This window comes from Pseudomonas lundensis (genome assembly GCF_002269125.1).
Lineage (GTDB): Bacteria > Pseudomonadota > Gammaproteobacteria > Pseudomonadales > Pseudomonadaceae > Aquipseudomonas > Aquipseudomonas lundensis_A.
On record NZ_NQKI01000009.1, the window covers coordinates 13,446 to 36,452 of the forward strand.

General features: G+C 60.9%; 19 protein-coding genes. 12 read left to right on the forward strand and 7 right to left on the reverse strand.

Annotated elements, in window-relative coordinates; translation table 11 throughout:
• Positions 1 to 6: 6 nt before the first annotated feature.
• From CJF39_RS07770 to CJF39_RS07800, 7 genes are all read right to left on the reverse strand, one after another.
• Positions 7 to 1,677 carry a DUF1302 domain-containing protein gene (locus CJF39_RS07770; RefSeq protein WP_094992889.1) on the reverse strand — a complete coding sequence of 557 codons (1,671 nt, stop codon included), beginning with the start codon at positions 1,675 to 1,677 and terminating at the stop codon, positions 7 to 9.
• Positions 1,678 to 1,758: 81 nt separating this feature from the next.
• Positions 1,759 to 2,844, reverse strand: a complete 1,086-nt coding sequence (locus CJF39_RS07775) for an MBL fold metallo-hydrolase (RefSeq protein WP_094992890.1) — start codon at positions 2,842 to 2,844, stop codon at positions 1,759 to 1,761.
• Positions 2,837 to 4,699, reverse strand: a complete 1,863-nt coding sequence (locus CJF39_RS07780) for a long-chain-acyl-CoA synthetase (RefSeq protein ID WP_094992891.1) — start codon at positions 4,697 to 4,699, stop codon at positions 2,837 to 2,839. The genes CJF39_RS07775 and CJF39_RS07780 overlap by 8 nt, the downstream gene beginning before the upstream one ends.
• The gene (locus CJF39_RS07785; RefSeq protein WP_094992892.1) at positions 4,696 to 5,769 is read right to left on the reverse strand and encodes an alkene reductase; all 1,074 of its coding nucleotides are present in this window, start codon (positions 5,767 to 5,769) and stop codon (positions 4,696 to 4,698) included. The genes CJF39_RS07780 and CJF39_RS07785 overlap by 4 nt, the downstream gene beginning before the upstream one ends.
• 9 nt (positions 5,770 to 5,778) lie before the next feature.
• Positions 5,779 to 6,408 carry a nuclear transport factor 2 family protein gene (locus CJF39_RS07790; protein ID WP_094992893.1) on the reverse strand — a complete coding sequence of 210 codons (630 nt, stop codon included), beginning with the start codon at positions 6,406 to 6,408 and terminating at the stop codon, positions 5,779 to 5,781.
• A 46-nt stretch (positions 6,409 to 6,454) separates the two neighbouring features.
• Entirely contained in the window at positions 6,455 to 7,228 is a 774-nt protein-coding gene (locus CJF39_RS07795) for an SDR family NAD(P)-dependent oxidoreductase (RefSeq protein ID WP_094992894.1), read from the reverse strand.
• Between the two features lie 21 nt (positions 7,229 to 7,249).
• Positions 7,250 to 7,984, reverse strand: a complete 735-nt coding sequence (locus tag CJF39_RS07800) for an SDR family NAD(P)-dependent oxidoreductase (protein ID WP_094992895.1) — start codon at positions 7,982 to 7,984, stop codon at positions 7,250 to 7,252.
• A 310-nt stretch (positions 7,985 to 8,294) separates the two neighbouring features.
• Here CJF39_RS07800 and CJF39_RS07805 point away from each other — a divergent pair, with 310 nt between their 5' ends.
• The 12 genes from CJF39_RS07805 to CJF39_RS07860 all read left to right on the forward strand — a co-directional run bounded on the left by CJF39_RS07805 (position 8,295) and on the right by CJF39_RS07860 (position 22,969).
• A complete protein-coding gene (locus CJF39_RS07805) occupies positions 8,295 to 9,626 on the forward strand; it encodes a spinster family MFS transporter (RefSeq protein WP_094992896.1) in 1,332 nt (443 codons plus the stop codon).
• A 17-nt stretch (positions 9,627 to 9,643) separates the two neighbouring features.
• Positions 9,644 to 10,471, forward strand: coding sequence for an alpha/beta fold hydrolase (locus CJF39_RS07810; RefSeq protein WP_094992897.1), 828 nt, complete (start codon positions 9,644 to 9,646; stop codon positions 10,469 to 10,471).
• Positions 10,472 to 10,497: 26 nt separating this feature from the next.
• Positions 10,498 to 12,627, forward strand: coding sequence for an FAD-dependent oxidoreductase (locus CJF39_RS07815; protein ID WP_094992898.1), 2,130 nt, complete (start codon positions 10,498 to 10,500; stop codon positions 12,625 to 12,627).
• Positions 12,628 to 12,689: 62 nt separating this feature from the next.
• The gene (locus CJF39_RS07820) at positions 12,690 to 13,043 is read left to right on the forward strand and encodes a VOC family protein (RefSeq protein WP_094992899.1); all 354 of its coding nucleotides are present in this window, start codon (positions 12,690 to 12,692) and stop codon (positions 13,041 to 13,043) included.
• 594 nt (positions 13,044 to 13,637) lie between these two features.
• Entirely contained in the window at positions 13,638 to 14,651 is a 1,014-nt protein-coding gene (gene arnC / locus CJF39_RS07825; protein WP_094992900.1) for an undecaprenyl-phosphate 4-deoxy-4-formamido-L-arabinose transferase, read from the forward strand.
• Positions 14,648 to 16,639 (forward strand): bifunctional UDP-4-amino-4-deoxy-L-arabinose formyltransferase/UDP-glucuronic acid oxidase ArnA, encoded by a 1,992-nt coding sequence (gene arnA, locus CJF39_RS07830; RefSeq protein WP_094992901.1) that lies wholly within the window; start codon positions 14,648 to 14,650, stop codon positions 16,637 to 16,639. Before arnC ends, arnA begins: the two co-directional genes overlap by 4 nt.
• Positions 16,639 to 17,523, forward strand: coding sequence for a 4-deoxy-4-formamido-L-arabinose-phosphoundecaprenol deformylase (gene arnD, locus CJF39_RS07835; RefSeq protein WP_094992902.1), 885 nt, complete (start codon positions 16,639 to 16,641; stop codon positions 17,521 to 17,523). Before arnA ends, arnD begins: the two co-directional genes overlap by 1 nt.
• A 2-nt stretch (positions 17,524 to 17,525) precedes the next feature.
• Entirely contained in the window at positions 17,526 to 19,172 is a 1,647-nt protein-coding gene (arnT, locus tag CJF39_RS07840) for a lipid IV(A) 4-amino-4-deoxy-L-arabinosyltransferase (RefSeq protein ID WP_432760236.1), read from the forward strand.
• Positions 19,169 to 19,513, forward strand: a complete 345-nt coding sequence (gene arnE, locus CJF39_RS07845) for a 4-amino-4-deoxy-L-arabinose-phosphoundecaprenol flippase subunit ArnE (RefSeq protein WP_094992904.1) — start codon at positions 19,169 to 19,171, stop codon at positions 19,511 to 19,513. Before arnT ends, arnE begins: the two co-directional genes overlap by 4 nt.
• The gene (gene arnF / locus CJF39_RS07850) at positions 19,510 to 19,917 is read left to right on the forward strand and encodes a 4-amino-4-deoxy-L-arabinose-phosphoundecaprenol flippase subunit ArnF (RefSeq protein ID WP_094992905.1); all 408 of its coding nucleotides are present in this window, start codon (positions 19,510 to 19,512) and stop codon (positions 19,915 to 19,917) included. The genes arnE and arnF overlap by 4 nt, the downstream gene beginning before the upstream one ends.
• The gene (locus CJF39_RS07855) at positions 19,914 to 21,287 is read left to right on the forward strand and encodes a UDP-glucose dehydrogenase family protein (protein ID WP_094992906.1); all 1,374 of its coding nucleotides are present in this window, start codon (positions 19,914 to 19,916) and stop codon (positions 21,285 to 21,287) included. The genes arnF and CJF39_RS07855 overlap by 4 nt, the downstream gene beginning before the upstream one ends.
• Positions 21,288 to 21,361: 74 nt before the next feature.
• A complete protein-coding gene (locus tag CJF39_RS07860) occupies positions 21,362 to 22,969 on the forward strand; it encodes an ArnT family glycosyltransferase (RefSeq protein ID WP_094992907.1) in 1,608 nt (535 codons plus the stop codon).
• Positions 22,970 to 23,007 lie beyond the last annotated feature (38 nt).

Here is a 23,007-nt window from a genome sequence, read left to right on the forward strand (position 1 = left end):
AAAGGCTCAGAACGTGTATTTCATCGAGAACGTTGCGTAGTCACGGTCTGCCAGCGGCCGCTTGATCGGGTCCGGCTCCCCCAAGTACGCGATGTATTTGAAGGCCACTTCCAGATTGCTCAAATACTTGAACGTGGTGCCCGCGCTCAGGCGTCGATCCCCCGCCACCCCGGCAATGGTCCCGGACATCGGTGCGGCGCCGCTGAACACATCGGAGTAGATAAACGGCACTTCCAGGTCCCAGCCGGTGAACACGCCCGGATAACTGAAAGAGGCACCCACGGTGTAGGCGCTGGACGAGCGTGTGCGCCAGGCCGACCCGGTTTTGTAGGTGTAGTCATTGGATGGCTGCACAGCCCCCGCATAGCGCGGGTCAAGCGGCAGGCCCAGCAGGTTCGGCGCGCCCGACACATCGTCCACGTCATCCACACGCACGGTGACGATTTCCCCGGTCAGGGTGGTTTGGCTGGCCCACGGGCGGTCCCCCAGAATGCGCATCGCCGAGACTTGCAGTTGCTGGCCCTTGCCCCGTGTCGGCACAGGCCCCAGCCCGGTGTTGACCATCACGGGCGCGCCGTCGCGGTACGACCATTCTGCGCCAACCTGCGTGTCACCAATCTTGGTGGTGGCGCTGATCCCGGTCAGTTTGATGTCTTCAAAATATTTAATGCGATAACCGTTGCTGGTGTAGGCGTACTGGCCGTTGTTGATCGGCAGCGGGTCATAGCCGATCAGCGCGGTGGCCGGGTTTTTGTCGTGGTAAACCACATGGAACAGCGACATTTCCAGTTCCGGCAGTGGCCGGAAACGGATCTGCGCACCCCATTGACCGCTGTCGCGCGGATCGTCCGTGCCGTTGTACGGCACCTTGGCGCCGCCGGCGCCATACAGGAACTCACGGCCCGGCCCGATTACGTCAGAGGTCGACAGGTAGCTGCCCACCGGGGGCAACTCGGTGCCTTTCCACTCGTACTGCACATAGCCGCCGAGGGTGACGACGGGGTTGATCCGGTACGATGCCGAAACCTGCCCGACCGGCAGCAGCACTTCCTTGACCTCTACCCCCGGTTGCGCTGCTTTGACCGCGTCGGACGGGTTCTGTACGCCATTCACGCCAGGGTAGTACAGGCTTTCGCCCCAGGATTCGATGTGCCGCCCGGCCTTGACGTCAAGCATGGTGTCGTTTTCAAACCGCCAGCCGCCGAACACATAAGCATCCAGCAGGCGCGTGCGGCCGCCGCTGTAGGTGCGCGTGTCGCTGGTGAAGGTGTCATTGCTCCCGTATTTGTTTACCGTATTCGGGGAGTCGTTGTCGTTGCTGCGGTGATACACGTCGTCATAGAAGGTGCTGGCCCGCACCACCGCGCCGTAGTTGTCTTTGCGCAGAATCATTTCGCCCAGTGCCCCCAGCCGGTTGGTGGTCAGGCTGTGCTGGTCGAAGTTGCGGTTCGGGTCATCCGCGTTGATGCCCATCAAGCGGTCGCTGGGCTTACCCAGGCGCATGCCGATGCCATAACTGGTGGTGACCGACCAATCCAGAGTCGCGCCGTTATCAAACTCGATGGTCTCACCGGCCCACAGCGGGCCGGCGAACAACGCAACGGCGGCGGCCAGGCCCGTGACCTGAACCGTGTGCGGGCGCAGCCCCGGACATTTATTGTTGTTTTTATTAATCACACTGCCTCTCCTGATTCGCGACACGCTGGCCGCATCGATGGGTTCAAGCGTCATTGCGTTGGTTGGCGCATAAGGCCCCGCTCAGCGCAGCACAAGCGGGTTGAACGTCGAGTCTCCTGTCCGGGCACGCCGGTAACGGTGCAATCCTCCCTGTTCTTCACGTACAAGCTTGCCTTGGGCCATCAGGTAGTTGGCGTGCGCCAGCGTCTCGCCCAAGGCCATCAACTCGTCAAAACGGCCCGACAGTTTTTTGAACAGCACGCCCATCATCTCCAGCCCCGAACACGGCTGAGCGCAGGCATCAAGCAACTGCTGCAAATGGTTGTGGTGGTGGTCGCGCAACTGATCGAGCCGCGCATGCAGGTTGAAAAAAGGCCGTTCGTGAGCCGGCAGGACCAACACGCTGTCGGGGATCACCCGCAAACGCTCGATGGAATCCAGCCAGTCCTGCAAGGGGTTGGCGGCGGGCTCAGTCACATGCACCGCCACGGTCGAGGTGATGCGTGGCAACACCTGATCTCCGGAAATCAGCAAGCCGTCCTGCGCGCTGTACAGGCAGGCATGTTCGGGAGAATGGCCGTTGCCCATCACCACTTGCCAATGGCGCCCGCCGATCACCAGTTCACTGCCGTGTCGCAACCGGACAAACCCGGCCGCAACCTGCGGGCGGAAATGCTCGCTTTGAATCAGCGGTAACAAGGCGGCCGTTTGCTCGGCACTGAAACCGGCCTTTTGATAAAAATCGAGAAACGCCCAGTCCGGAGTTGTGGCCCTGGGCGGGCCGTGGTGCAAGGCGTCGAACTCGCCCAGGGTCATCAGCACCGGGCAGCGGAAACGCTCGGCCAGCCACCCCACCACGCCTGTGTGATCGCTGTGAAAATGTGTGCAGATCACCGCCTTGAGTGGCAGACCTGCCATCACGTCGACAAACACCTGCTCCCATACCTCACGGCACTGCGCGGTGTTAAGCCCGGTATCCACGGCCACCCAGCCCTCACCGTGGCGCAGCAAATACAGGTTGATATGGTCCAGCCCGAACGGCAGCGGCATGCGCAACCAAAGCACGCCTTCGGCCACCTCCAGCACATGCCCGCTGGCCGGGGGCTGCGGCCACGGGTAACGCAGACCGTCACGCCATGCATGCCCTTGCGCGTCGATGTCACTCATGATCGCTGCTCACGAAAGGCGGCAAACCCGCCCGCGCCAGCACCTCCAGCGAATACGGCTGATACGTGCCGCTGCTGTCGTCGCGCACAAACAAAGGGTCGGCAAACAGGCACGGCGCATAGCCCTGGCGCTGCAGATCGACCTTGCGCAGCTTGAAGGTGGTGGTCAGGTCCGCCGCCGCCGACACACGCACAAACACGGGCGCGGCATAACGCGGCAAGCGCGCTTCAGTCAGGTCGTAAAACGCCTGCGGATCAAAACAATGCCCGTCCTGCATCAGAATGGCGGCCATGCCTGCCCGCCCTTCGTGCTCCGGCACCTGCACCCCGTAGACGTTGATTAACTCAAGCCCCGGCAAATCGCTCAGGGTGTCCGCCACTTCCAGCGTCGACACGTTTTCACTTTTCCAGCGGAACGTGTCGCCAATGCGGTCGACGAAATAGAAATAGCCGTGCTCGTCATAACGCAACAGATCGCCCGAGCTCCAGTACGCGTCACCTTTGTGAAACACATCGCGGCGAATCTTGCTTTCAGTGGCTTGCTCGCTGGTGTAACCCTCAAAACGCCCGCCGCCGATGTGCGGATGGTTGACGATAAACCCTATCGCCTCGCCCACTTCGCCCGGTCCGCACGCTTGATAGAAACCCTGTTCGTCACGCGGGTGGGTGTCACTTTCAACGTCATAGCGCACCAGCCGCAAATTGGTGCGGCTCCAGTCAGGCACCCGGCCGCATGAGCCCACGTAATTGTCGACATTGATCAGGTTGGCGTTGGCTTCCGTGGAACCCCAGCCTTCGAACACCTGAATCGGCCCGAAGCGCTCAATCCATCGCTGCCAGGAGTCAGCTGTCAGGCCAGCGCCGAGCATGTAGCGCAAGCTGTGTTCGCGCTCGCCTGCCACCACCGGCTGGTTGAGCAGGTAACGGCAGATTTCACCGATGTACTGAAAAGTGGTGATGTTGTATTGACGCACGTCGCGCCAGAACTCACGCACGCTGAACTTGCGCCGCACCACAATGCTCGCCCCCGCCCGCAGGGCGGTGGACGTCACGGAGGTGGCGGCTGCGCCGTGGTACAACGGCAGACAGCAATAAAACACGTCCTCACAGGTGGCGCCGAGGGTCACTTCCATCACGTCCCCCGATGATAACCAGCGCATATGGCTGTAACGCGCCGCCTTCGGCAGGCCGGTGGTGCCCGAGGTGAAAATCAGCAACGTGGTGCTCTCGGCCGGGATGCTGGCGCGGCTGTAACGCGCGAAAGCCGTACGCGGCGCTCGCTCCAGTTGCTCGGCTATGCTCACATCGACACAGGCCGGTAATGCCAAATCACAGGGGTTTTCCGGGTCGCGGATCAACCACCACGGCACGTCCGGCAAGCCTTCGGTGCTCAAGACATTGCCCAGGCATTCTTCGCCCACAACCACCGCCTTGGCCGCGGTGGATTCCAGCGCATGCACCAAGGGTTTGCCGCTGACCTGGGTGTTGATGAACGCTGCCACTGCGCCGAGCTTGACCAGCCCGAACCAGCTGAAGAAAAACGCAGGGCGGTTTTCCATGGCAATCGCGCACACATCACCGGGGCGCAGACCATTGTCATAAAACACATGCGCCATGCGATTGGCTTCGGCATCGACCTGCGCGTAGGTGAAGGTCTTGCCGCCGTAGATCAAAAAAGTCCGCTCTGGAAACCGCAGCGCCTGGGCTTCGAGGCGATCGGCAAGGGTGTACAAGTCCGACGGTTTGATCTGTGCGCTGGCCGCGGAACGGCGGTCGAGCAACGCCTGAGTCTGTTCGCGCGGCACCGGCTGTTGAGGGGTGGCAAGGGGCGCATTGATGCGAGTCATGTCATTCATTGCGTCACCGCCTCGGCACACGGGTAATCGCTGTAGCCTTCCGGGCCGGGGGAATACAGGGTTTTGCGCTCGAAACGTGCCAGTGGCAGGCCGTTGCGCAAGCGATGCACCAGGTCCGGGTTGGCAATGAAGTGCCGCGCAAACGACACCGCGTCGCCCTGCCCTGCGCGCAGAGCTGCCTCGGCGGCGGGGCCGTCAAAGCCGTCGTTGAGGATCAACCCGCTGCTGCAATGACGTTGCGCCAGGGCAAAGGCATCCAGCTCCGGCAAGGGCGAGCGCATGATGTGCACATAGGCCAGGTCCAGCGGTTCAGCGGCTTTGCACAAGGCCTGGGCAGTGGCCAGGGGATCGTCATCGCTGATGTCATTGAACGGGTTGCCCGGACACAAGCGCAGTCCCACACGCCCGGCCCCGATCGCTGAGGCCATGGCCGCCAGCACGTCGCCCGGGAAGCGCACGCGATTTTCCACACTGCCGCCGTAGTGATCTTCGCGCAGGTTGCTGCCCGAGGCCATGAACTGCATCGGCAGGTAGCCACTGGTGCAATGCAACTCGACGCCATCAAACCCGGCTTCGCGGGCATTCAGGGCGGCCTGCCGGTATTGCTCGATCACCTGCGCAATGTCCTGCAACGACAACGCCTGCGGCTCGTCGGTGTCGACCAGCCCGGCCACATCGGTGAACAATTGGGTGCGCGCTCGCAACGCGGAGGGCGCCACGGTGGCAGCCCCGGCGGGTTTGTTGTGCGCACTCGCAGCCCGGCCGACGTGCATCAGTTGCAACACTATCAGGCCGCCTTCGGCGTGCACGGCCTCGGTGACGGCTTTCCAGGCCGCTACCTGTTGCGCGGTGTAAATCGCCGGGGTGCGGCAATAGCCCAGCCCACTGGCCGAGGGCGCAGTGCCTTCGGCAATGATCAGCCCGGCAGACGCGCGTTGGCGGTAATACTCCACCATCTCGGGCGTCGGTACACCGTTGGCATCGGCGCGGCTGCGGGTCATCGGCGCCATCACGATACGGTTGGCCAACTGCAAATCACCCAGACGCACAGGCTCAAACAAAATGCTCATGGCAGCTCCTCAGCGCACGCGAATCGACGGTGCGCCAGCCCCACGGCGCAGGGTGGCAAGAAAGTGTCCCAGGGGCGCGGCAGCGGCCACTTCAGGCAACTGATCCTTGTCCGGGCGCTTGGCCCAAAAATCGTTCCAGGACGGAAACAGATCATGGAAGGTGCCCGCGTAGGGTTCGCGTCCCGGCCAGCGCATTTTTTGCGAACCGATCGGCGGCTTGTTCAAGTCACTGGCGTACCAGTAGCACGGCAAGCGTCGACGAAAATACCAGCGTCCCTGCACCCGCTCGTAGTCATCCCAATACAACATTTGCATGGTTACCCACTCGGGGCCGGTTTCATGCTCGTTCTTGGAATACACCACGCCAATCGCATGATCGGCGTCGGTGAACTCAATCAGGTGCTGGCCCAGATGGTGGGAGGTGCCCTGAAACTGATGGCGCAGCGTGTCGTCGACCCACGCCTTGAGGTGCGCCCGCCCGGTTTTCTCGCGCCCGACGCGGATGTCTTCGGCAAACAGATTGACGTGCGCATCGAGGTCGCGCATGTCCAGCGATAAGGCGTATTTGCCAGCCAGTTGACGAATTTCTTCGATCGACTCAAGCCGGTCGAGACGGGCGAGCAAGGCGTTCTGTTCCATAAGCGGTGTCCTTAAAACGATCTTTAAAAGCGGTCGCCCGGTCGGGCTATTCCAGAACCGTGTACAGCTCGCTGCTGCGCCCGCCATCCACTGGCAAACTGGCGCCGGTGATGTACGAGGCCTCGTCGCTGGCCAGGAACAAAATGGCGTTGGCCACTTCGCGGGGCTGGCCAACGCGCTTGAGCGGAATCAGCTTTTCGGTGTTGTGACGGGTTTTGTCGTCCGTCAGCATGCCGCCGGTGGCCGGCGTCTCGACCACGCCCGGAATCACCACGTTGCAGCGAATGTTGTGGCTGGCGCCTTCACTGGCCGCTGCACGGCTAAAGTTGATGACCGCAGCCTTGGCAGCGGAATACCCGGCCATCCACGGCGTGCCGAACACCCCGCAGATCGACGCAATGTTGATGATCGAGCCGCTGCCCTGCGCGCGCATCAGCACCATGGCCGTGCGCGTGCCCCAAAACGTACCGTCCACTGTGGTGGAAAAATTAGTGTGCCAATCGGCAGTCGAGGTGCTGTCAATCGCGCCCCAGCTGTAGGCCATTGCGTTGTTGACCAGAATGTCCAGCCGCCCGTTGCGTTCGGCCGCAGCACTGATCGCCGCGACAAACGCCGCTTCCTGACTCACATCCGCCACCGCGCATTCAGCGCGACCGCCGGCGTCACGCACCTGCGCCGCCACTGCTTCCAGCGGTTCGATCCGGCGCCCGCAGAGCACGACCAACGCGCCCTCCTCGGCAAACCGCAACGCAGTAGCCGCGCCAATGCCAGAACCTGCGCCGGTGATAAATGCAACCTTGCCTTGTAAACGACTGCCCATGACCTGCTCCTCGATACGCTGTTAGATAAAGGCCATGCCGCCGTTGACGGCGAGGTTTTGCCCGGTGATAAAACTGGCGTCATCACTGGCCAGAAAGGCTGCTACCCGGGCGATTTCATCGGTTTCGCCCATGCGCCCCAGGGGGATGGCGTTGAGCATGCTTTGCATCCAGTCGTCCGGGATGTCGGCCATCATTGGGGTGTTGGTCGGGCCAGGGACGATGGTGTTGACGCGAATGCCCTGGCCGGCCAGTTCACGGGCCATGCTGCGGGTCAGGCCCATCACGCCAGCCTTGGCCGCGCAGTAGTGGCTCGGGCCTTCGCCCGTGATGGCGGCGGTGCTGGAGATATTGATAACCACGCCCGGCGTTGCCGCCTTGAGCATCAGCTTCACCGCCTCACGGCTGCAGAAAAACGGGCCGGTCAAGTTCACGCCAATCACGCGCTGCCAATGCTCATCGGGGGTGTCGGCGAAAGCATCGATAGAGCCGATACCGGCGTTGTTCACCAGCACATCAAAACGCCCGAACCGGGCAAACACCGCCGCCATGGCGGTGGCGACCGAATCGCTGTCTGCCACGTTGCAACCCACGGCCATGGCGTTGTCGCCCAGCCCTTCGATGGTCTGGCGCGCTGCCTCCAGGTTGATGTCCGCTGCCACCACATGGGCGCCCTGTTCGGCAAAATGCCGCACGATGGCACGCCCCATGCCTTGGCCTGCACCGGTTACAAACGCCACTTTGTTGATTAGCTTCATACGCTTCTCCCGCTTGCCAGATTGCTGCCCGACTGCAGCGTGTGACGGCTGACGGCGGGATACAGGAGCAATCATTGACTGCAGGGAACGGCTGAACATCGTCCGATGGGACTAAACCGGATATCGAGGCGCTGACGATGACGTGACAGGGTTCGCAGCCTTGGGCGACGCCAACTGGCAAAGTTGTGGGGCATGCCCCACAGACACGCAATTGGCACAGGCGCGACACGTGGTCTGAACGGACGATGCTGTTTTCGACCCGCCTGTGAAATAACCCTTCCCACTAGAACAAAAATCGGGAGTACCCGCCGTGAGCACACCCTTGCGCCCCACCTGGCGAACGCATTACGCATTAGGCGTACTGGCCGCCATTTATGTTTTCAACTACATCGACCGCTTGCTGATGGCGATTTTGATCGAACCGGTGAAAGCCGAATTCGGCATCTCCGACACCGGCATCGGCCTGCTGTCAGGCGTTACCTTTGCGGTGTTTTACACCCTGTTCGGCTTCCCCCTCGGACGTCTGTCTGATCGGGTCGGGCGTAAATCAGTGATTGCCTTCAGTTGCATCGCCTGGAGTGTGATGACGATGTTCTGCGGCCTGGCGGCCAGTTTCAGCATGCTGGTGTTGGCACGAATCGGGGTCGCCATTGGCGAAGCCGGTGGCACTGCGCCGTCGATGGCCATGGTGTCGGACTTGTACCCGCCGGAACGCCGTTCCACCGCGCTTTCAGTGCTCATGCTCGGCTCCAGCCTCGGGGCAATTTTCGGCCTCGGACTCGGCGGCTGGATCGCTCAACATTACGGCTGGCGCAATGCGTTTGTGATCATCGGCGCCCCGGGTATTTTTCTCGGTTTGTTACTGTTGCTCACCGTGCGGGCGCCTAAACCCGCACAGCTGGTCAAACCCGCCGACGTGATCCAGGACCATTGGGCCGTGACCCTGCGCCAGTTGTTTGAAATGCCCTCGTTTGTGTGGATTGTGCTCACCGGCGGCTCGGCGGCCATCGCGGGTTATGCCATCGGCACCTGGAGCCCGAGCTTTTTGATTCGCTTCCATGGCCTTAGCCTGCAAGACGCCGGTCTGCTGGCCGGTGTGGCGGGCGGTGCGGGCGCCACGCTCGGCACCCTGACCTGCGGTGTGTTGTGCGACCGCCTGGCACGCCGCGACAAGGGGTGGCAAATCGGGGTGCCACTGTTGGGCACACTCATCAGCATTCCCTTCGCGCTGGCGTATTTCCTGTGGCCAACCGGCACTGCGTTTTATGTCGGCAACACCCCCGTGCCCACCGCGTTTTTGTTTTATTCGGTGTTCAGCTTCTTCGGCACATGGTGGGCAACCCCTTGCTTGGGCGCCATATCGCATTTGTTCCCGGCCACGCGACTGGCACAGGCGACGTCGATTTTTGTGATGGCGATGACCCTGTTGGGGGTCGGTGTCGGGCCGTTGCTGATCGGCATGCTCAGTGACGGTTTTGCACACCGTCTGGGCAACGAAGGGCTGCGTTATGCCCTCGCCTCTTGTGTGTCGTTGCTGGTCCTGGCGTCGGTGTTCCTGGCCCTGGCCTTGCCTCGCTACCGCAACCAATTGATCCATCCGACCCCGGCGGCCGCGCCTTTGGCCAAAACGGTCACCGCCTGATTACTGGAGATTGAGTCATGACTGAACAAGACCTGCCCCTGCCGATTGGGCATTTCGTCACGCTGGACAGTGGCCTGCGCCTGCACTTTCTGGATGAGGGCAGCGGCCCGGTGGTGCTGTGGCTGCATGGCAGCGGGCCTGGGGCCAGCGGTTTCAGCAATTTCAAAGGCAATTACCCAGCCTTCGCCGCCGCAGGTTTTCGCAATCTGGTCGTGGACCTGCCCGGCTTTGGCCGGTCCGACAAACCGGAAGACGCACAGTACAACCTGGATTTTTTTGTCACAGCCATGACTGGCTTTCTCACGGCAGTCGGGGTCAAACGCGCCACCTTGCTGGGTAATTCCCTGGGCGGCGCGATTGCCCTCGGGCTGGCACTGGCCGAACCGCAACGGGTGGAAAAGCTGATCCTGATGGCGCCCGGCGGCGTTGAAGAGCGGGAAACCTACTTCAAGATGATCGGTATCCAGCGCATGGTCGAGCTGTACAACGCTGGCCCGCTGGGCATCGAGCAAATGCGGCGCATCATGAGCCTGCAACTGTTCGACAGCTCGCAGCTGGATGACACGTTGCTGGCCGAACGCGTAGCAGTGGCCGTGCATCAGCCGCGCAACCTGTTCACCACGATGATGGTGCCGAACATGACCGAGCGTCTCGAAGAACTGCAGGTGCCGATTTTAGGCTTCTGGGGCACTGACGATAACTTCAACCCGGCCAGCGGCGCCTTGAAGGTGCTCCAGCATGCGCCCCATGCACGCTTCATCCTGCTTAACCGCTGTGGCCATTGGGTGCAGGTTGAACATCGGACGTTGTTCAACACCACGTGCCTGGCGTTTTTGAACGAATAATCACACCTGCTTGGGCTGACATGACAATGACAACATTCCCTCAGTTACTGGCACCCGGCCGCATCGGTTCACTCACGCTGCGTAACCGCATCATCATGGCGCCCATGGGCTCCAATTTCGCTGAAGCCGATGGCCATTGCGGCGAACGCATTCAGGCCTATTACGAAGCCCGGGCCCGTGGCGGCGCCGGGTTGTTGATCATGGGCGTGTGTTCGGTGGCCTTTCCCGCCGGGACTGCCGAGCCGTTTCAGGTCGGTGTGTCCAGCGATGAATTCCTGCCGGGGCTGAGCCGTCTCGCGGAACGGGTTCACCAGCACGGTGCCAAGATCGCCATGCAACTGCAACACGCAGGCAAGACTTCGGTGCGGGACATGGCCGAAGGTCGCCAGCTGTGGGTGCCTTCGGTGCCACCGGTGCTGCAAAGCGACATGATGGCCGCCCTCACCCCGGAAGAATTGGCCAACTTCGTCAGTTCCATGAAACGGCGCGCCGAAGGCTCACCGATCCGGGTCATGGACCGGGCCGACATCGCGCAAATGACCGAGTGGTTCGCCAGCGCCGCCGAGCGCGCTCAACGCGCGGGCTTCGACGGTGTGGAACTGCATGCGGCACACGGCTACATCATCGCCGGGTTCCTCTCCGCGTATTACAACCAGCGTGACGATGAGTACGGCGGCTCGCTGGAAAACCGGGCGCGGCTGTTGCTCGAGATCATCGCCGCCGTGCGCGCCAGAGTCGGCGCCGACTTTGCACTGTGGTTGCGTCTGGATGCCCAGGAGCTGCACACCCCAGGCGGCATTGATCTGGAGGACGCCAAGGCGGTGGCACGTCTGGCTGAAGCGGCAGGCGTGGACGCGGTGAGTGTGTCTGCCAGCGCACGCATCACCAGCGGTGAAGTGTTTACCGAGGCACCGCTGGTGCATCAGCCGGGCGGCTTTATGGAATGGACCGCCGCGCTCAAGCGCAGCGTCAATGTGCCGGTGATAGCCGTCGGGCGCCTCGAACCCGAAGCCGCCGAAGCCGCATTGAAGCGTGCCGACTGCGATTTCATTGCCATGGCCCGCAAACTGCTTGCCGATCCCGAGCTGCCCAACAAGTTGCTCAACAATCAACAATCCACCATCCGCCCATGCATTTATTGTTATGTGTGCGTGAGCCAGATCTTCGTCAACGAGCGGGTCAAATGTGCGGTCAACCCCATGACAGGGCATGAGTTCGAGTACGTCATTACGCCGTGTGAACAGCCGAAACATATCGTGGTGATCGGCGCGGGCCCGGCCGGTATGGAAGCCGCACGGGTGGCCAGTATGCGCGGGCACCGCGTGACCCTGCTTGAACGCAGCGATCGCCTGGGCGGCACGCTGTTTTTCGCGGGGCTGGCGTACGCCGAGAACGCACGCTTGCTGGATAACCTGCGTGTGCAGGTTGAGCAATCAGCGATTGATGTTCGGCTTGGCACCGAAGCCTCGCCTGCCCTGCTGCGGGATCTGGCTGCCGATCAGGTGCTGGTGGCCGTCGGGGCCGAGCGCGCTGCGCCGTCGATTCCCGGCGCCGATCAGGACCATGTATGGAGCGGCGATGAGTTGCGCCGACTGATGACCGGTGACCGGGCTGATGAAATTGCCAAGCGCAAACTCTCCTTCACTCAACGCACGCTGATGAAAGCGGGCAGTCTGGCGGGCGTAACCGACAGCAGCGAAGCCATGCAGAAACTGTCACGGGTGTGGATGCCGCTGGGCAAACGGGTCACCATCATCGGCGGCGGTCTGGTGGGCCTGGAGTTGGCGGAATTCCTGCTCGCCCGCGGTCGACAGGTGTGCGTGCTGGAAAGCGGCAGCCATTTGGGCAGGGAGCTGGCCATCGTGCGGCGCTGGCGCGTGTTGCATGAGATACGCGCCCATGGCGGTGAGCTGATCACCGGGGCCAGCGTGACATCGATTGACGCAAGCGCGGTCCACTATCGTTTGGCTGATGGCCAGTTGGGGACAAGCCCTGGCGACTCAGTGGTACTGGCGATGGGTGCTCAACCTGACACTCGCCTGCTCGACGCGTTGACCCGGGCCGGGTTGCAGGCGCGCAGCATCGGCGATTGCCACAGCATTGGCTACATCGAAGGCGCGATCCGCGCGGGTCATCAAGCCGGGCGCGAAGCCTGAGGACTGACTGCGGCGAGTACTTTTGTGCTTCACTCTCTGGCGCCCACCTCAAGGAGAGAACCATGGACACAGATGCTCGCCAGCACGCCATCGACAATATCGAATTCAATGTCAGCGATATTCAACGCAGCAAAGCGTTCTATGGCACAGCACTGGGCTGGACCTTCACGGATTTCGGCCCTACCTATTGCGAATTCAGCGATGGCCGGCTCAAAGGCGGTTTCACCACGGGAGAAGCGGTTCGCCCGGGGGGACCGCTGATCATTGTGTACACCCATGACCTGCTGCAAACCCAGCGCGACATCATTGCCGCGGGAGGGACCGTGACCCGACCGGTTTTTGATTTCCCCGGCGGGCGGCGGTTTCACTTCAGCGATCCGGATGGTTATGAGTTGGCCGTCTGGACCCAAACATGATGCATGCATCCCCGGCAGGCGGTGACTGGCATCCTCCGTTGCTGTCCAGGCACCCCCGGCAAACGTTCGTGACTCCACATTCACAGGCCTAAACCCTGCGCGGCAATCCCTGCATGAACTAAAACCCCGGCAACAGCGTCAATGGCTGTGGCCGGCGCCATCTGACTGGTGATTAACGCGATTAAATGCATGTTGGCATTAATGACTTAGTTGTTTGGTTAGTTAGCTTGCTTAGCGAATTAACCGACCTTTAATTGCCAGGCAGTGACCTTCAGAAGAAAGCTGCAGATTGCAAGCTAATTAACTTACAGGGCGCTAACTACTTTCCTGAATAGCACCTGTCAGGTTGCTGAAAAACATGCCGTGTTGATCTGTCTTTCATAGGTTTTTCACAAAAGTGCGTTTAACGTATGCGCTGTCGTGGCGAGCCAGTTACCAGAGTTCGTAGGCAAATCATGTAGATAACCGACTTCGGCGTCTTTACCTTTGCCAACAATAGGTTTAATCCCTGTGGGCGTAATTCTGCAGTGCGCCTGTGTGTGTCGGGTTAAGACCTGTCGTCTTGTGCCATTGAAACTGACTGGAACGAATACTTTGAAACCCTACCCCATCCAGTGTGTGTCGATCGTCATTCCGGTCTACAACGAAGAACAAAGTTTGCCCGAGTTGCTGCGGCGCACCGAAGCCGCCTGTGCCCAGCTGACGCAACCCTATGAGATTGTGCTGGTGGACGATGGCAGTCGCGATGAGTCGGCCAGCATCCTGCAAGAAGCCGCAGAGCGCGAAGGCAGCCCGGTGGTGGCGGTTATTTTGAACCGTAACTACGGGCAGCACGCTGCAATCATGGCCGGTTTCGAACATTCCAGGGGCGATGTCGTCATCACTCTGGACGCTGACCTGCAAAACCCGCCGGAAGAAATCCCGCGCCTGGTGGCCCAGGCCGCATTGGGCTACGACGTGGTCGGTACCGTGCGCAATAACCGTCAGGACTCCGCCTGGCGCCGTTGGCCTTCACGCCTGATCAACCTTGCCGTGCAGCGCTCCACCGGGGTCGCCATGAGCGACTACGGCTGCATGTTGCGCGCCTATCGCCGCACCATCGTCGACGCCATGCTGGCGTGCCGCGAACGCAGCACCTTCATCCCGATTCTGGCCAACAGCTTCGCGCGGCACACCACCGAAGTGCTGGTCGAGCATGCCGAGCGCGAGCACGGCGACTCCAAGTACAGCCCCATGCGCCTGATCAACCTGATGTTCGATCTGGTGACCTGCATGACCACCACGCCGTTGCGCCTGCTGAGCATCATCGGCTTCAGCATGGCCCTGCTGGGCGGCCTGTTCGCGATCCTGCTGATCGTATTGCGCCTGATCTTCGGCGCCACGTGGGCCGGAGACGGTACCTTCGTTCTGTTCGCGGTGTTGTTTGTGTTCACCGGCGGGCAATTTATTGGCATGGGCCTGCTGGGTGAATACCTGGGCCGCATGTACAGCGATGTGCGGGCACGCCCACGTTTCTTTATCGAAAAAATCGTGCGCGCCGCACCTGCCAGCGCTGACGTTTCGACCACGCCTTCTTCTATTCCTACCTCGACACAGGTCCAATCATGAGTTTGAAAGCCGTAGTTTTCGCCTATCACGATATTGGCTGCACTGGCATTGAAGCCCTGCTCAACGCCGGTTATGAAATCGCAGCGGTGTTCACCCATGCTGACGACCCGAAGGAAAACAATTTTTACGGTTCAGTTGCTCAGTTGTGTGCGCGCAAGGGTATCCCGGTGCATGCGCCGGAAGACGCCAACCACCCCTTGTGGGTCGAGCGCATTCGCAAACTGAACGCCGATTACATTTTCTCGTTCTACTACCGCCATTTGCTGGGCGAGGAATTGCTCGCCAGCGTCAGTAAAGGCGCCTTCAACCTGCACGGTTCGCTGTTGCCGCGCTACCGTGGCCGCGCGCCCGCTAACTGGGTGCTGGTCAACGGCGAGACCGAGACCGGCGTAACCTTGCACCGCATGGTCAAACGCGCGGATGCCGGCGCCATTGTGGCCCAGCAACGGGTCAGCATCGAACGCTCCGACACCGCGCTGAGCCTGCACGCCAAACTGCGCGAAAGCGCGGCAACCTTGTTGGCCGAAACCTTGCCACTGCTGCCTGAAGGCAAGCTGACCGAGACCCCGCAAGACGAATCCAAAGCCACCTACTTCGGGCGTCGCACCGCCGCTGACGGCCTGTTGCAATGGGCGCGCCCGGCAGAAGAATTGTTCAATCTGGTGCGGGCAGTCACCCAACCGTATCCGGGCGCGTTCTGCGCAGTGGGCGAGCACAAACTGATTGTCTGGGCCGCCGAGGTAATGCCCGGCAATGAAGGTCTGGCACCGGGCCACGTCATCAGCTGTGAGCCGCTGCGTATCGCGTGCGGCAAAGACTCGCTGGTCATCACCGCCGGGCAGCGCAACGCCGACGGCCTGTACTTGAGCGGCCCGCAACTGGCCCGAGAACTGGGTCTGGTGGACGGCTCGCGGCTGCGCGGCAGTGAGTCCGGGCGCCCTGCCCGCCGTACCCGCGTGCTGATCCTCGGGGTTAATGGTTTTATCGGCAACCACCTGTCCGAGCGCCTGCTGCAGGACGACCGCTACGAAGTGTACGGTCTGGACATCGGCTCCGACGCCATTGACCGCCTGCGCAGCCACCCGAACTTCCATTTTGTGGAAGGTGACATCAGCATCCACACCGAGTGGATCGAGTACCACATCAAAAAATGCGACGTGGTACTGCCGCTGGTCGCCATTGCCACGCCGATTGAGTACACCCGTAACCCGCTGCGCGTGTTCGAACTGGACTTCGAAGAAAACCTCAAGCTCGTCCGCTACTGCGTCAAGTACAACAAGCGTGTGATCTTCCCGTCGACGTCCGAAGTGTACGGCATGTGCCAGGACAAGAATTTCGACGAAGACACCTCCAACCTGATCGTCGGCCCGATTAACAAGCAGCGCTGGATCTACTCCGTTTCCAAGCAGTTGCTGGACCGCGTGATTTGGGCCTATGGCCAGAAAGGCCTGAAATTCACCCTGTTCCGTCCGTTCAACTGGATGGGCCCACGTCTGGACCGTCTGGATTCGGCACGGGTGGGCAGCTCGCGCGCCATTACCCAACTGATCCTGCATCTGGTGGAAGGCACGCCAATCCGCCTGGTGGATGGCGGTGAACAAAAGCGTTGCTTCACCGACGTGGCCGATGGCATCGAAGCATTGGCACGCATCATTGAGAACCGCGACGGCAAATGCGACGGCCAGATCATCAACATTGGCAACCCGGAAAACGAAGCCAGCATCCGTCAACTGGGCGAAGAGTTGCTGCGTCAGTTCGAAGCACACCCGCTGCGCGATAACTTCCCGCCCTTCGCCGGTTTCCGCGACGTCGAAAGCCAGTCGTTCTACGGCACCGGTTACCAGGACGTCAGCCACCGCAAACCGAGCGTTGAAAACGCCCGTCGCCTGATCGACTGGACGCCGACCACCGAGCTGAGCGAAACCATTGGCAAGACTCTGGACTTCTTCCTGCGTGAAGCCATGGTAGAAATCGCGGAAAAACGCTAATGCAAGCAGGCCTGCGTATCGACGTCGACACGTACCGCGGAACCCGTGAAGGGGTTCCGCAACTGCTCGAACTGCTGGATGAAGCTCAGATCAAAGCCACGTTTTTCTTCAGCGTGGGGCCGGACAACATGGGCCGCCATTTGTGGCGGCTGATAAAGCCCCAATTCTTTTGGAAAATGCTGCGCTCCAAAGCCGCCAGCCTGTATGGCTGGGACATTTTGCTGGCGGGTACGGCGTGGCCGGGCAAGCCGATTGGCAAGGATCTGGGGCATTTGATGCGCCAGGCCCTGGCCGCAGGCCATGAAGTGGGCCTGCACGCGTGGGATCATCACGCCTGGCAAGCCAACGCCGGGCGCTGGTCGCAAGCGCAATTGATCGAGCAGATCCGTCGAGGGGTCGACACCCTGAGCGACATCACCGGGCAAGCAGTCGAGTGTTCGGCTGCCGCTGGCTGGCGCGCAGATGAGCGTGTGGTTGAGGCCAAGCAGGCCTTTGGTTTTCGTTACAACAGTGATTGCCGCGGGCACAGCCTGTTCCGGCCACGACTGGCCGATGGCCAGCTGGGCGCGCCGCAAATCCCTGTCGATTTACCCACCTTCGATGAAGTGGTGGGTCCGCACCTGAGTGCGGCTGACTTCAACGCCTACATTCTTGATCGCTTCAGCCCACAAAAGCTGAACGCGTACACCATTCATGCAGAAGTAGAAGGGATTCTTATGGCAAACGACTTCCGGCAGCTGCTGGCACAAGCCCGCGCCCGCGGTATTCATTTTCAGCCTTTGCGCGATCTGTTACCCGCCGATCTCGACAGTATTGCGGCCGGGCAACTGAGCCGTGGCGTGCTGGAAGGCCGTGAAGGCTGGCTGGGAGTGCAACAGCCATGACGATGAATCGCTGGGCTATCCCGTTGTTGATGTTGGCTTTTGTCGCGTTCTACCTGCTGCCGCTGGGCACCCACGGTTTGTGGATCCCGGATGAAACACGTTACGCGCAGATCGGCCAGCAGATCCTCATTGATGGCAATTGGGTCACACCGCACTTCATGGACCTGCGCTACTTCGAAAAGCCGATTGCCGGTTACTGGATGATCGCCATCGGGCAGGCCATTTTTGGCGAAAACCTGTTTGGGGTACGCATTGCCTCCGCGCTGGCCACTGGCCTGAGCGTGTTGCTGGCATACCTCGTGGCACGCCGCTTGTGGAATGACCCGCGCAAGAGCGTTGCCTGCGCGCTGGTGTACATGACCTTCGGCCTGATTGCCGGTCAGGCGGGCTACTCCAACCTCGACCCGCAGTTCACCTTTTGGGTCAACCTGAGTCTCGTTGCATTGTGGTTTGCGGTGGACAGCCGCACCGTGCGCGAGCGGACCATCAGTTGGGCCGTATTGGGTTTCGCCTGCGGCATGGGCTTCATGACCAAAGGTTTTCTGGCCTTTTTACTGCCGGTGCTGATCGCCCTGCCCTACATGGTTTGGCAGAAGCGCTTTCTGGAAATGGTCAAATACGGCCTGCTGGCCATGTTGGTCGCCGCCCTGGTGTCGCTGCCATGGGTGCTGGCGGTGCATGCACAGGAACCTGACTACTGGCGCTTCTTCTTTTGGCATGAACATATTCGTCGCTTCGCCGGTGAAGACGCGCAACACGGCCGCCCGTGGTGGTTCTACCTGCCGCTGTTGGTGATTTCCAGCTTGCCGTGGGCCGCGTTGTTGCCTGTGACCTTCAAAGATGCCTGGCACAACCGGCGCAACGCCAAGGTAGTGTTTGTACTGTTGTGGATGCTGCTGCCACTGGCCCTGTTCAGCCTGAGCAAAGGCAAACTGCCGACCTACATCATGCCGTGCTTGCTGCCGTTAGCCTTGCTGCTGGGTTACGCACTGATGCAACGCGTGGAGCACGCTCAAACCGGCGCCTTGCGCACCAATGCACTGGTTAACGTGTTGCTGGCTGGCGTGGCACTGGCGGCGTTGATCTATTTCCAGATCAAAACACCTTTCTACGACAACGAACCGCTGCACATGACCCTGTTGGTGATCGTGCTGCTGACCTGGATCGTCGCCGGTGCCGTGCAACTGTGGCGCCCGCTGACGCTGTGGGCAGCCCCGGCCCTGAGCATGGGTGTGCTGGTTCTGTTGCTGCCAGCGGCCATGCCCAGCAGCGTGGTGCATAACAAAATGCCGGACCAGTTCGTCCTTGAGCACCTTCAAGAGTTGGCGCCTGCCACGTCGCTGCTCAGCAACGACTTGGGCGCGGCCTCGGCGCTGGCCTGGCGCCTGCGCCGTCCGGATGTGACGTTGTACAACACCCAGGGCGAAGTGAAATACGGCCTGACCTACGACGACGCTCAAGGCAAAAGCATCGGCCTGGCCGAGGTCGGTCCATGGCTGACTGCTGCGCGCCTGAAAGGCCCGGTGGGCGTGGTGATGCGGGTGAAAAGCAGCGATGAGAGCCATGAAATGGACATGCTGCCCAAAGATGCCAAGCGCTACGACGAAGGCAACATGGTGATTCTGATCTTCCCGCAGAGCGCGCCATGACCCTTGCGTTATTGCTCATGGCCTGTGTGCTGACCTGCGCCGGGCAGGTCGCACAGAAATATGCGGTCGAAAGCTGGCGTGGGGTGGATGTGGGCATGGCGGGCATGCTGCGCTCGCCCTGGTTGTGGCTTGCGTTGCTGTGCCTCGGGCTGGGTCTGCTGGTGTGGTTGCTGGTCCTGCAACGGCTGGAGGTCGGGGTGGCCTATCCGATGCTCAGCCTGAACTTTGTGCTGATTACGCTGGTGGCGCGCTACCTGTTCAAAGAACCCATCGACCTGCGCCACTGGTGTGGCGTGGGGCTGGTGATCGCCGGTGTGGCGCTGCTGGGGCAACACGCATGAGTCTGCGCCGTGGATTCACCTTTGCCATCGCCAGTGTGTTGCTGGTCAGCAGCGCCCAACTGGGTATGCGCTGGAGCATGACCCGCTTGCCTGAGCCGGCCCAATGGCTGAGCGCACTCAGTCAGGGGGATGTTTGGCTACCGGCGCTGGCCGTGGTGTGCGGCGCAATTGTGGCGTACGCACTGTCAATGCTGTGCTGGTTAATGGCCCTGCGCGATTTACCGCTGGGCCGGGCTTATTCGTTACTGAGCATCAGCTACGCCCTGGTGTATGTGTTGGCCGCCAGCCTGCCGATGTTCCATGAAAGCTTCACGCTTTCAAAAACGCTGGGCGTAACGCTGGTCATTTTCGGCGTGCTCACGATCAACTCTCGACGTACCCCAAGTTCCAGGAACTGCGCATGAAAATCAGTGTATTCGGTAGTGGTTATGTAGGCCTGGTGCAGGCGACGGTGTTGGCGGAAGTCGGTCACGATGTGATCTGCATGGACATCGACCACAACAAGGTTGAGCTGTTGCAGCAAGGTCATGTCAGCATCTTTGAACCGGGGCTCAGCGCACTGGTGCGCGAGAACCTCGACAGCAAGCGCCTGCGCTTCACCAGCGATGAAAAGCTGGCAGTGGAACACGGTCAGGTCCTGTTCATTGCGGTAGGCACCCCGCCCAGTGAAGACGGATCGGCTGACTTGAGCGCTGTGTTTGCCGTGGGCGATGCAGTGGCCCGTCACCGTGAAGAACCTGTGATTTTGGTGGAGAAATCCACGGTCCCGGTGGGCACTGGCGACGCGTTGACCCTGCACATCAATAACGCCTTGAAACAGGCTGGCCGCACGCTGCCATTTGACGTGGTGTCCAACCCCGAGTTTCTTAAGGAAGGCTCGGCGGTCTCCGATTGCCGACGTCCGGACCGCATCATCATCGGCTGCGAACGCGAGCCAGTGCGCGAGGTCATGCGGGACCTGTACGCCCCGTTCAACCGCAACCATGACCGCATCATGTTTATGGACCTGCGCAGTGCGGAGCTGACCAAATACGCCGCCAACTGCATGCTGGCCACCAAGATCAGCTTCATCAATCAGATCGCCGAGTTGGCCGAACACCTGGGGGCCGACATTGAAGCCGTGCGCCTGGGCATTGGTGCCGATACGCGCATTGGCTATCACTTCATCTACCCTGGCTGCGGCTATGGCGGCTCCTGTTTCCCTAAAGACATGCGCGCGCTGATCCACAGCGCCAAGCAGGCCAACTGCTCAAGCGATTTGCTGCAGGCCGTGGAGGCCATCAACGAGCGGCAAAAGCACAAGCTATTCGAGCGCATCAACGCGTTTTTCAACGGTGACCTCAAGGGTAAAACCTTTGCCCTGTGGGGGCTGGCCTTCAAGCCCAATACCGACGACATGCGCGACGCCCCGAGCCGCGTGCTGATGCAAGCGTTGTGGGCGGCGGGCGCGCACGTTCGCGCCTTCGACCCGGAAGCCATGCAGGAAACCCAACGTCTGTACGGGGACGAGCCGCGTCTGAGCCTGATGGGCACGCCTGAATCCACCCTGACCGGTGCCGATGCACTGATCGTGTGCACCGAGTGGCAGCAATTCAAGGCACCGGACTTTGACCTGATCAAACAGCGCCTGAAAACCCCGGTGATTTTTGACGGCCGCAACCTGTACGACGGCGAGCGGCTGGCCAAAGCCGGTTTGCAATACTTCCCGATGGGCCGTGGTGAATCCTGCAACTTGCCGGTATCGCCCTCAATGCCTCTAGCGGCAAGCGTTTAAAGCGTTCGCAGCGCCGCCATTGGTAACAGTGGCGGCGTTTTTTTGTGCATTTTTTCAGGTACAGGAAACTCCGCATGCCTGCCCATTCATCCCGTCTGGCTTTACACACACAACGCAGGCAGTCCTTGATTCTGGGCGCCTTGGCGCTGCTGCTCTTTGTGTTGGGGGAGCACAATCAGGCAGCGATCGGCTTTGATTCGCGCTTTATTCTGTTCGCCAAGGAAATGCTGCGCCACGGGCCAAGCTTCTTTCCCACCACCTATGGCCAGCCCTATCCCGACTACAGCGCCACCTCGACCCTTTTCATCTGGTTACTGTCGGCCCCCTTCGGTCAGGTCACGAGCCTTACGGCGTGGTTGCCCACTGCGCTTGCCAGCGCCGTGATCGTAATGCTGACCTGGCGCCTGGTGGCGCCTCATTCACGTCAGTGGGCACTGATGAGCGTCGCTTTGCTAGTGCTGAGCATGACGTTTATCACCGAAACCCGCGCCGTTTCGCTGGACCAAATGCTGGCCGCTGTGAGCCTCGGGGTCTTTTATCTGGCCTACGCCCACGACCACTTGGCAGCCCCCCGTCGACACGCGGGTTTGCTGGCGTTGTTGGTTCTGGGGTTTGCCATCCGCGGCCCCATCGGCCTGGTCATTCCTGCCGGCATGCTCTGCGTTTATTACGTACTCAGCGGCCAATGGCGGCGGATGCTGACCACTGGCCTGCAGGCACTGGCCTTGCTCGTGGCATGCATCGGGGTCTTGCTGGCGCTGGCATGGGTCAGCGGCGGTGAAACCTTCGTCCGTGAAGTGATTCGCATGCAAGTGACCGGGCGCATGGACGGCACTGAAGGCGCCAGCAGTGTGCTGTATTACTTCACCAGCTCCATCGGCAACTATGCGCTGGCATACCCGTTGGCGGCGCTGGTGCTGCTTACCCTTGCGCTGACCGGGCGCACACAGACCGGTGCGGCCTTGACGCTGGTCAAGTACTGCGCGGGTGCCGGGTTGATCGTGATGATCGGCCTGTCGATCCCCCAAGCCAAAAAAGCCCGTTACCTGCTGCCCATGTTGCCCATGGCGGCGATCATTGCGGCCTACCCTTTTCAAGTGACGCAGGGGCGCGCATTTATGTTGTTGCGCGGCGTCACACTGGGCCTGTTCCTGCTCATGCCGGGGCTGTTGATGGCGGGATTGGTCCTAGCCCGTCAACGCCTGGGAGAGCAATTACCAGAATTGACCACCGCCCTGGCCGTGCTCGGCCTGTTGCAGTTAGTGGCGGTGGGGGCGCTGTTCAAAGCGCAATGGCGCACCACCCTACTGGCTTTCTGCGCAGTACTGGCTGTGTGGTCGACCTTCATCATGGTCTACGAACCCTTCGAACGGCGTGTGTACGACACACGCGAATTCACCCATGAGGCCATGCGCCTGATCGATCAAACACCCCTGCCATTGGTAGTGCACGGCATGGGCAAGGATGCCAAAGCCATCAAGTTCATGGTCAATGTTGACCGTGACGTGCAGCCCCTTTTCACTCAAACCCCGGCGCAATTGGAAGCCCTCAACGGGCAGGCGTGGATCATCATGGACCGCACCGACTATCAGGGCCTGCAAGGCACACTGCTGGGCAACACGGTCCCGGTACTCAGCGCACGCTTTGACAAGAATGAGGTGGTGCTGCTGAAAAAACCCTGACGGATCAAGTGCCCCAAAGGACTCTGCTGCGGTTACAA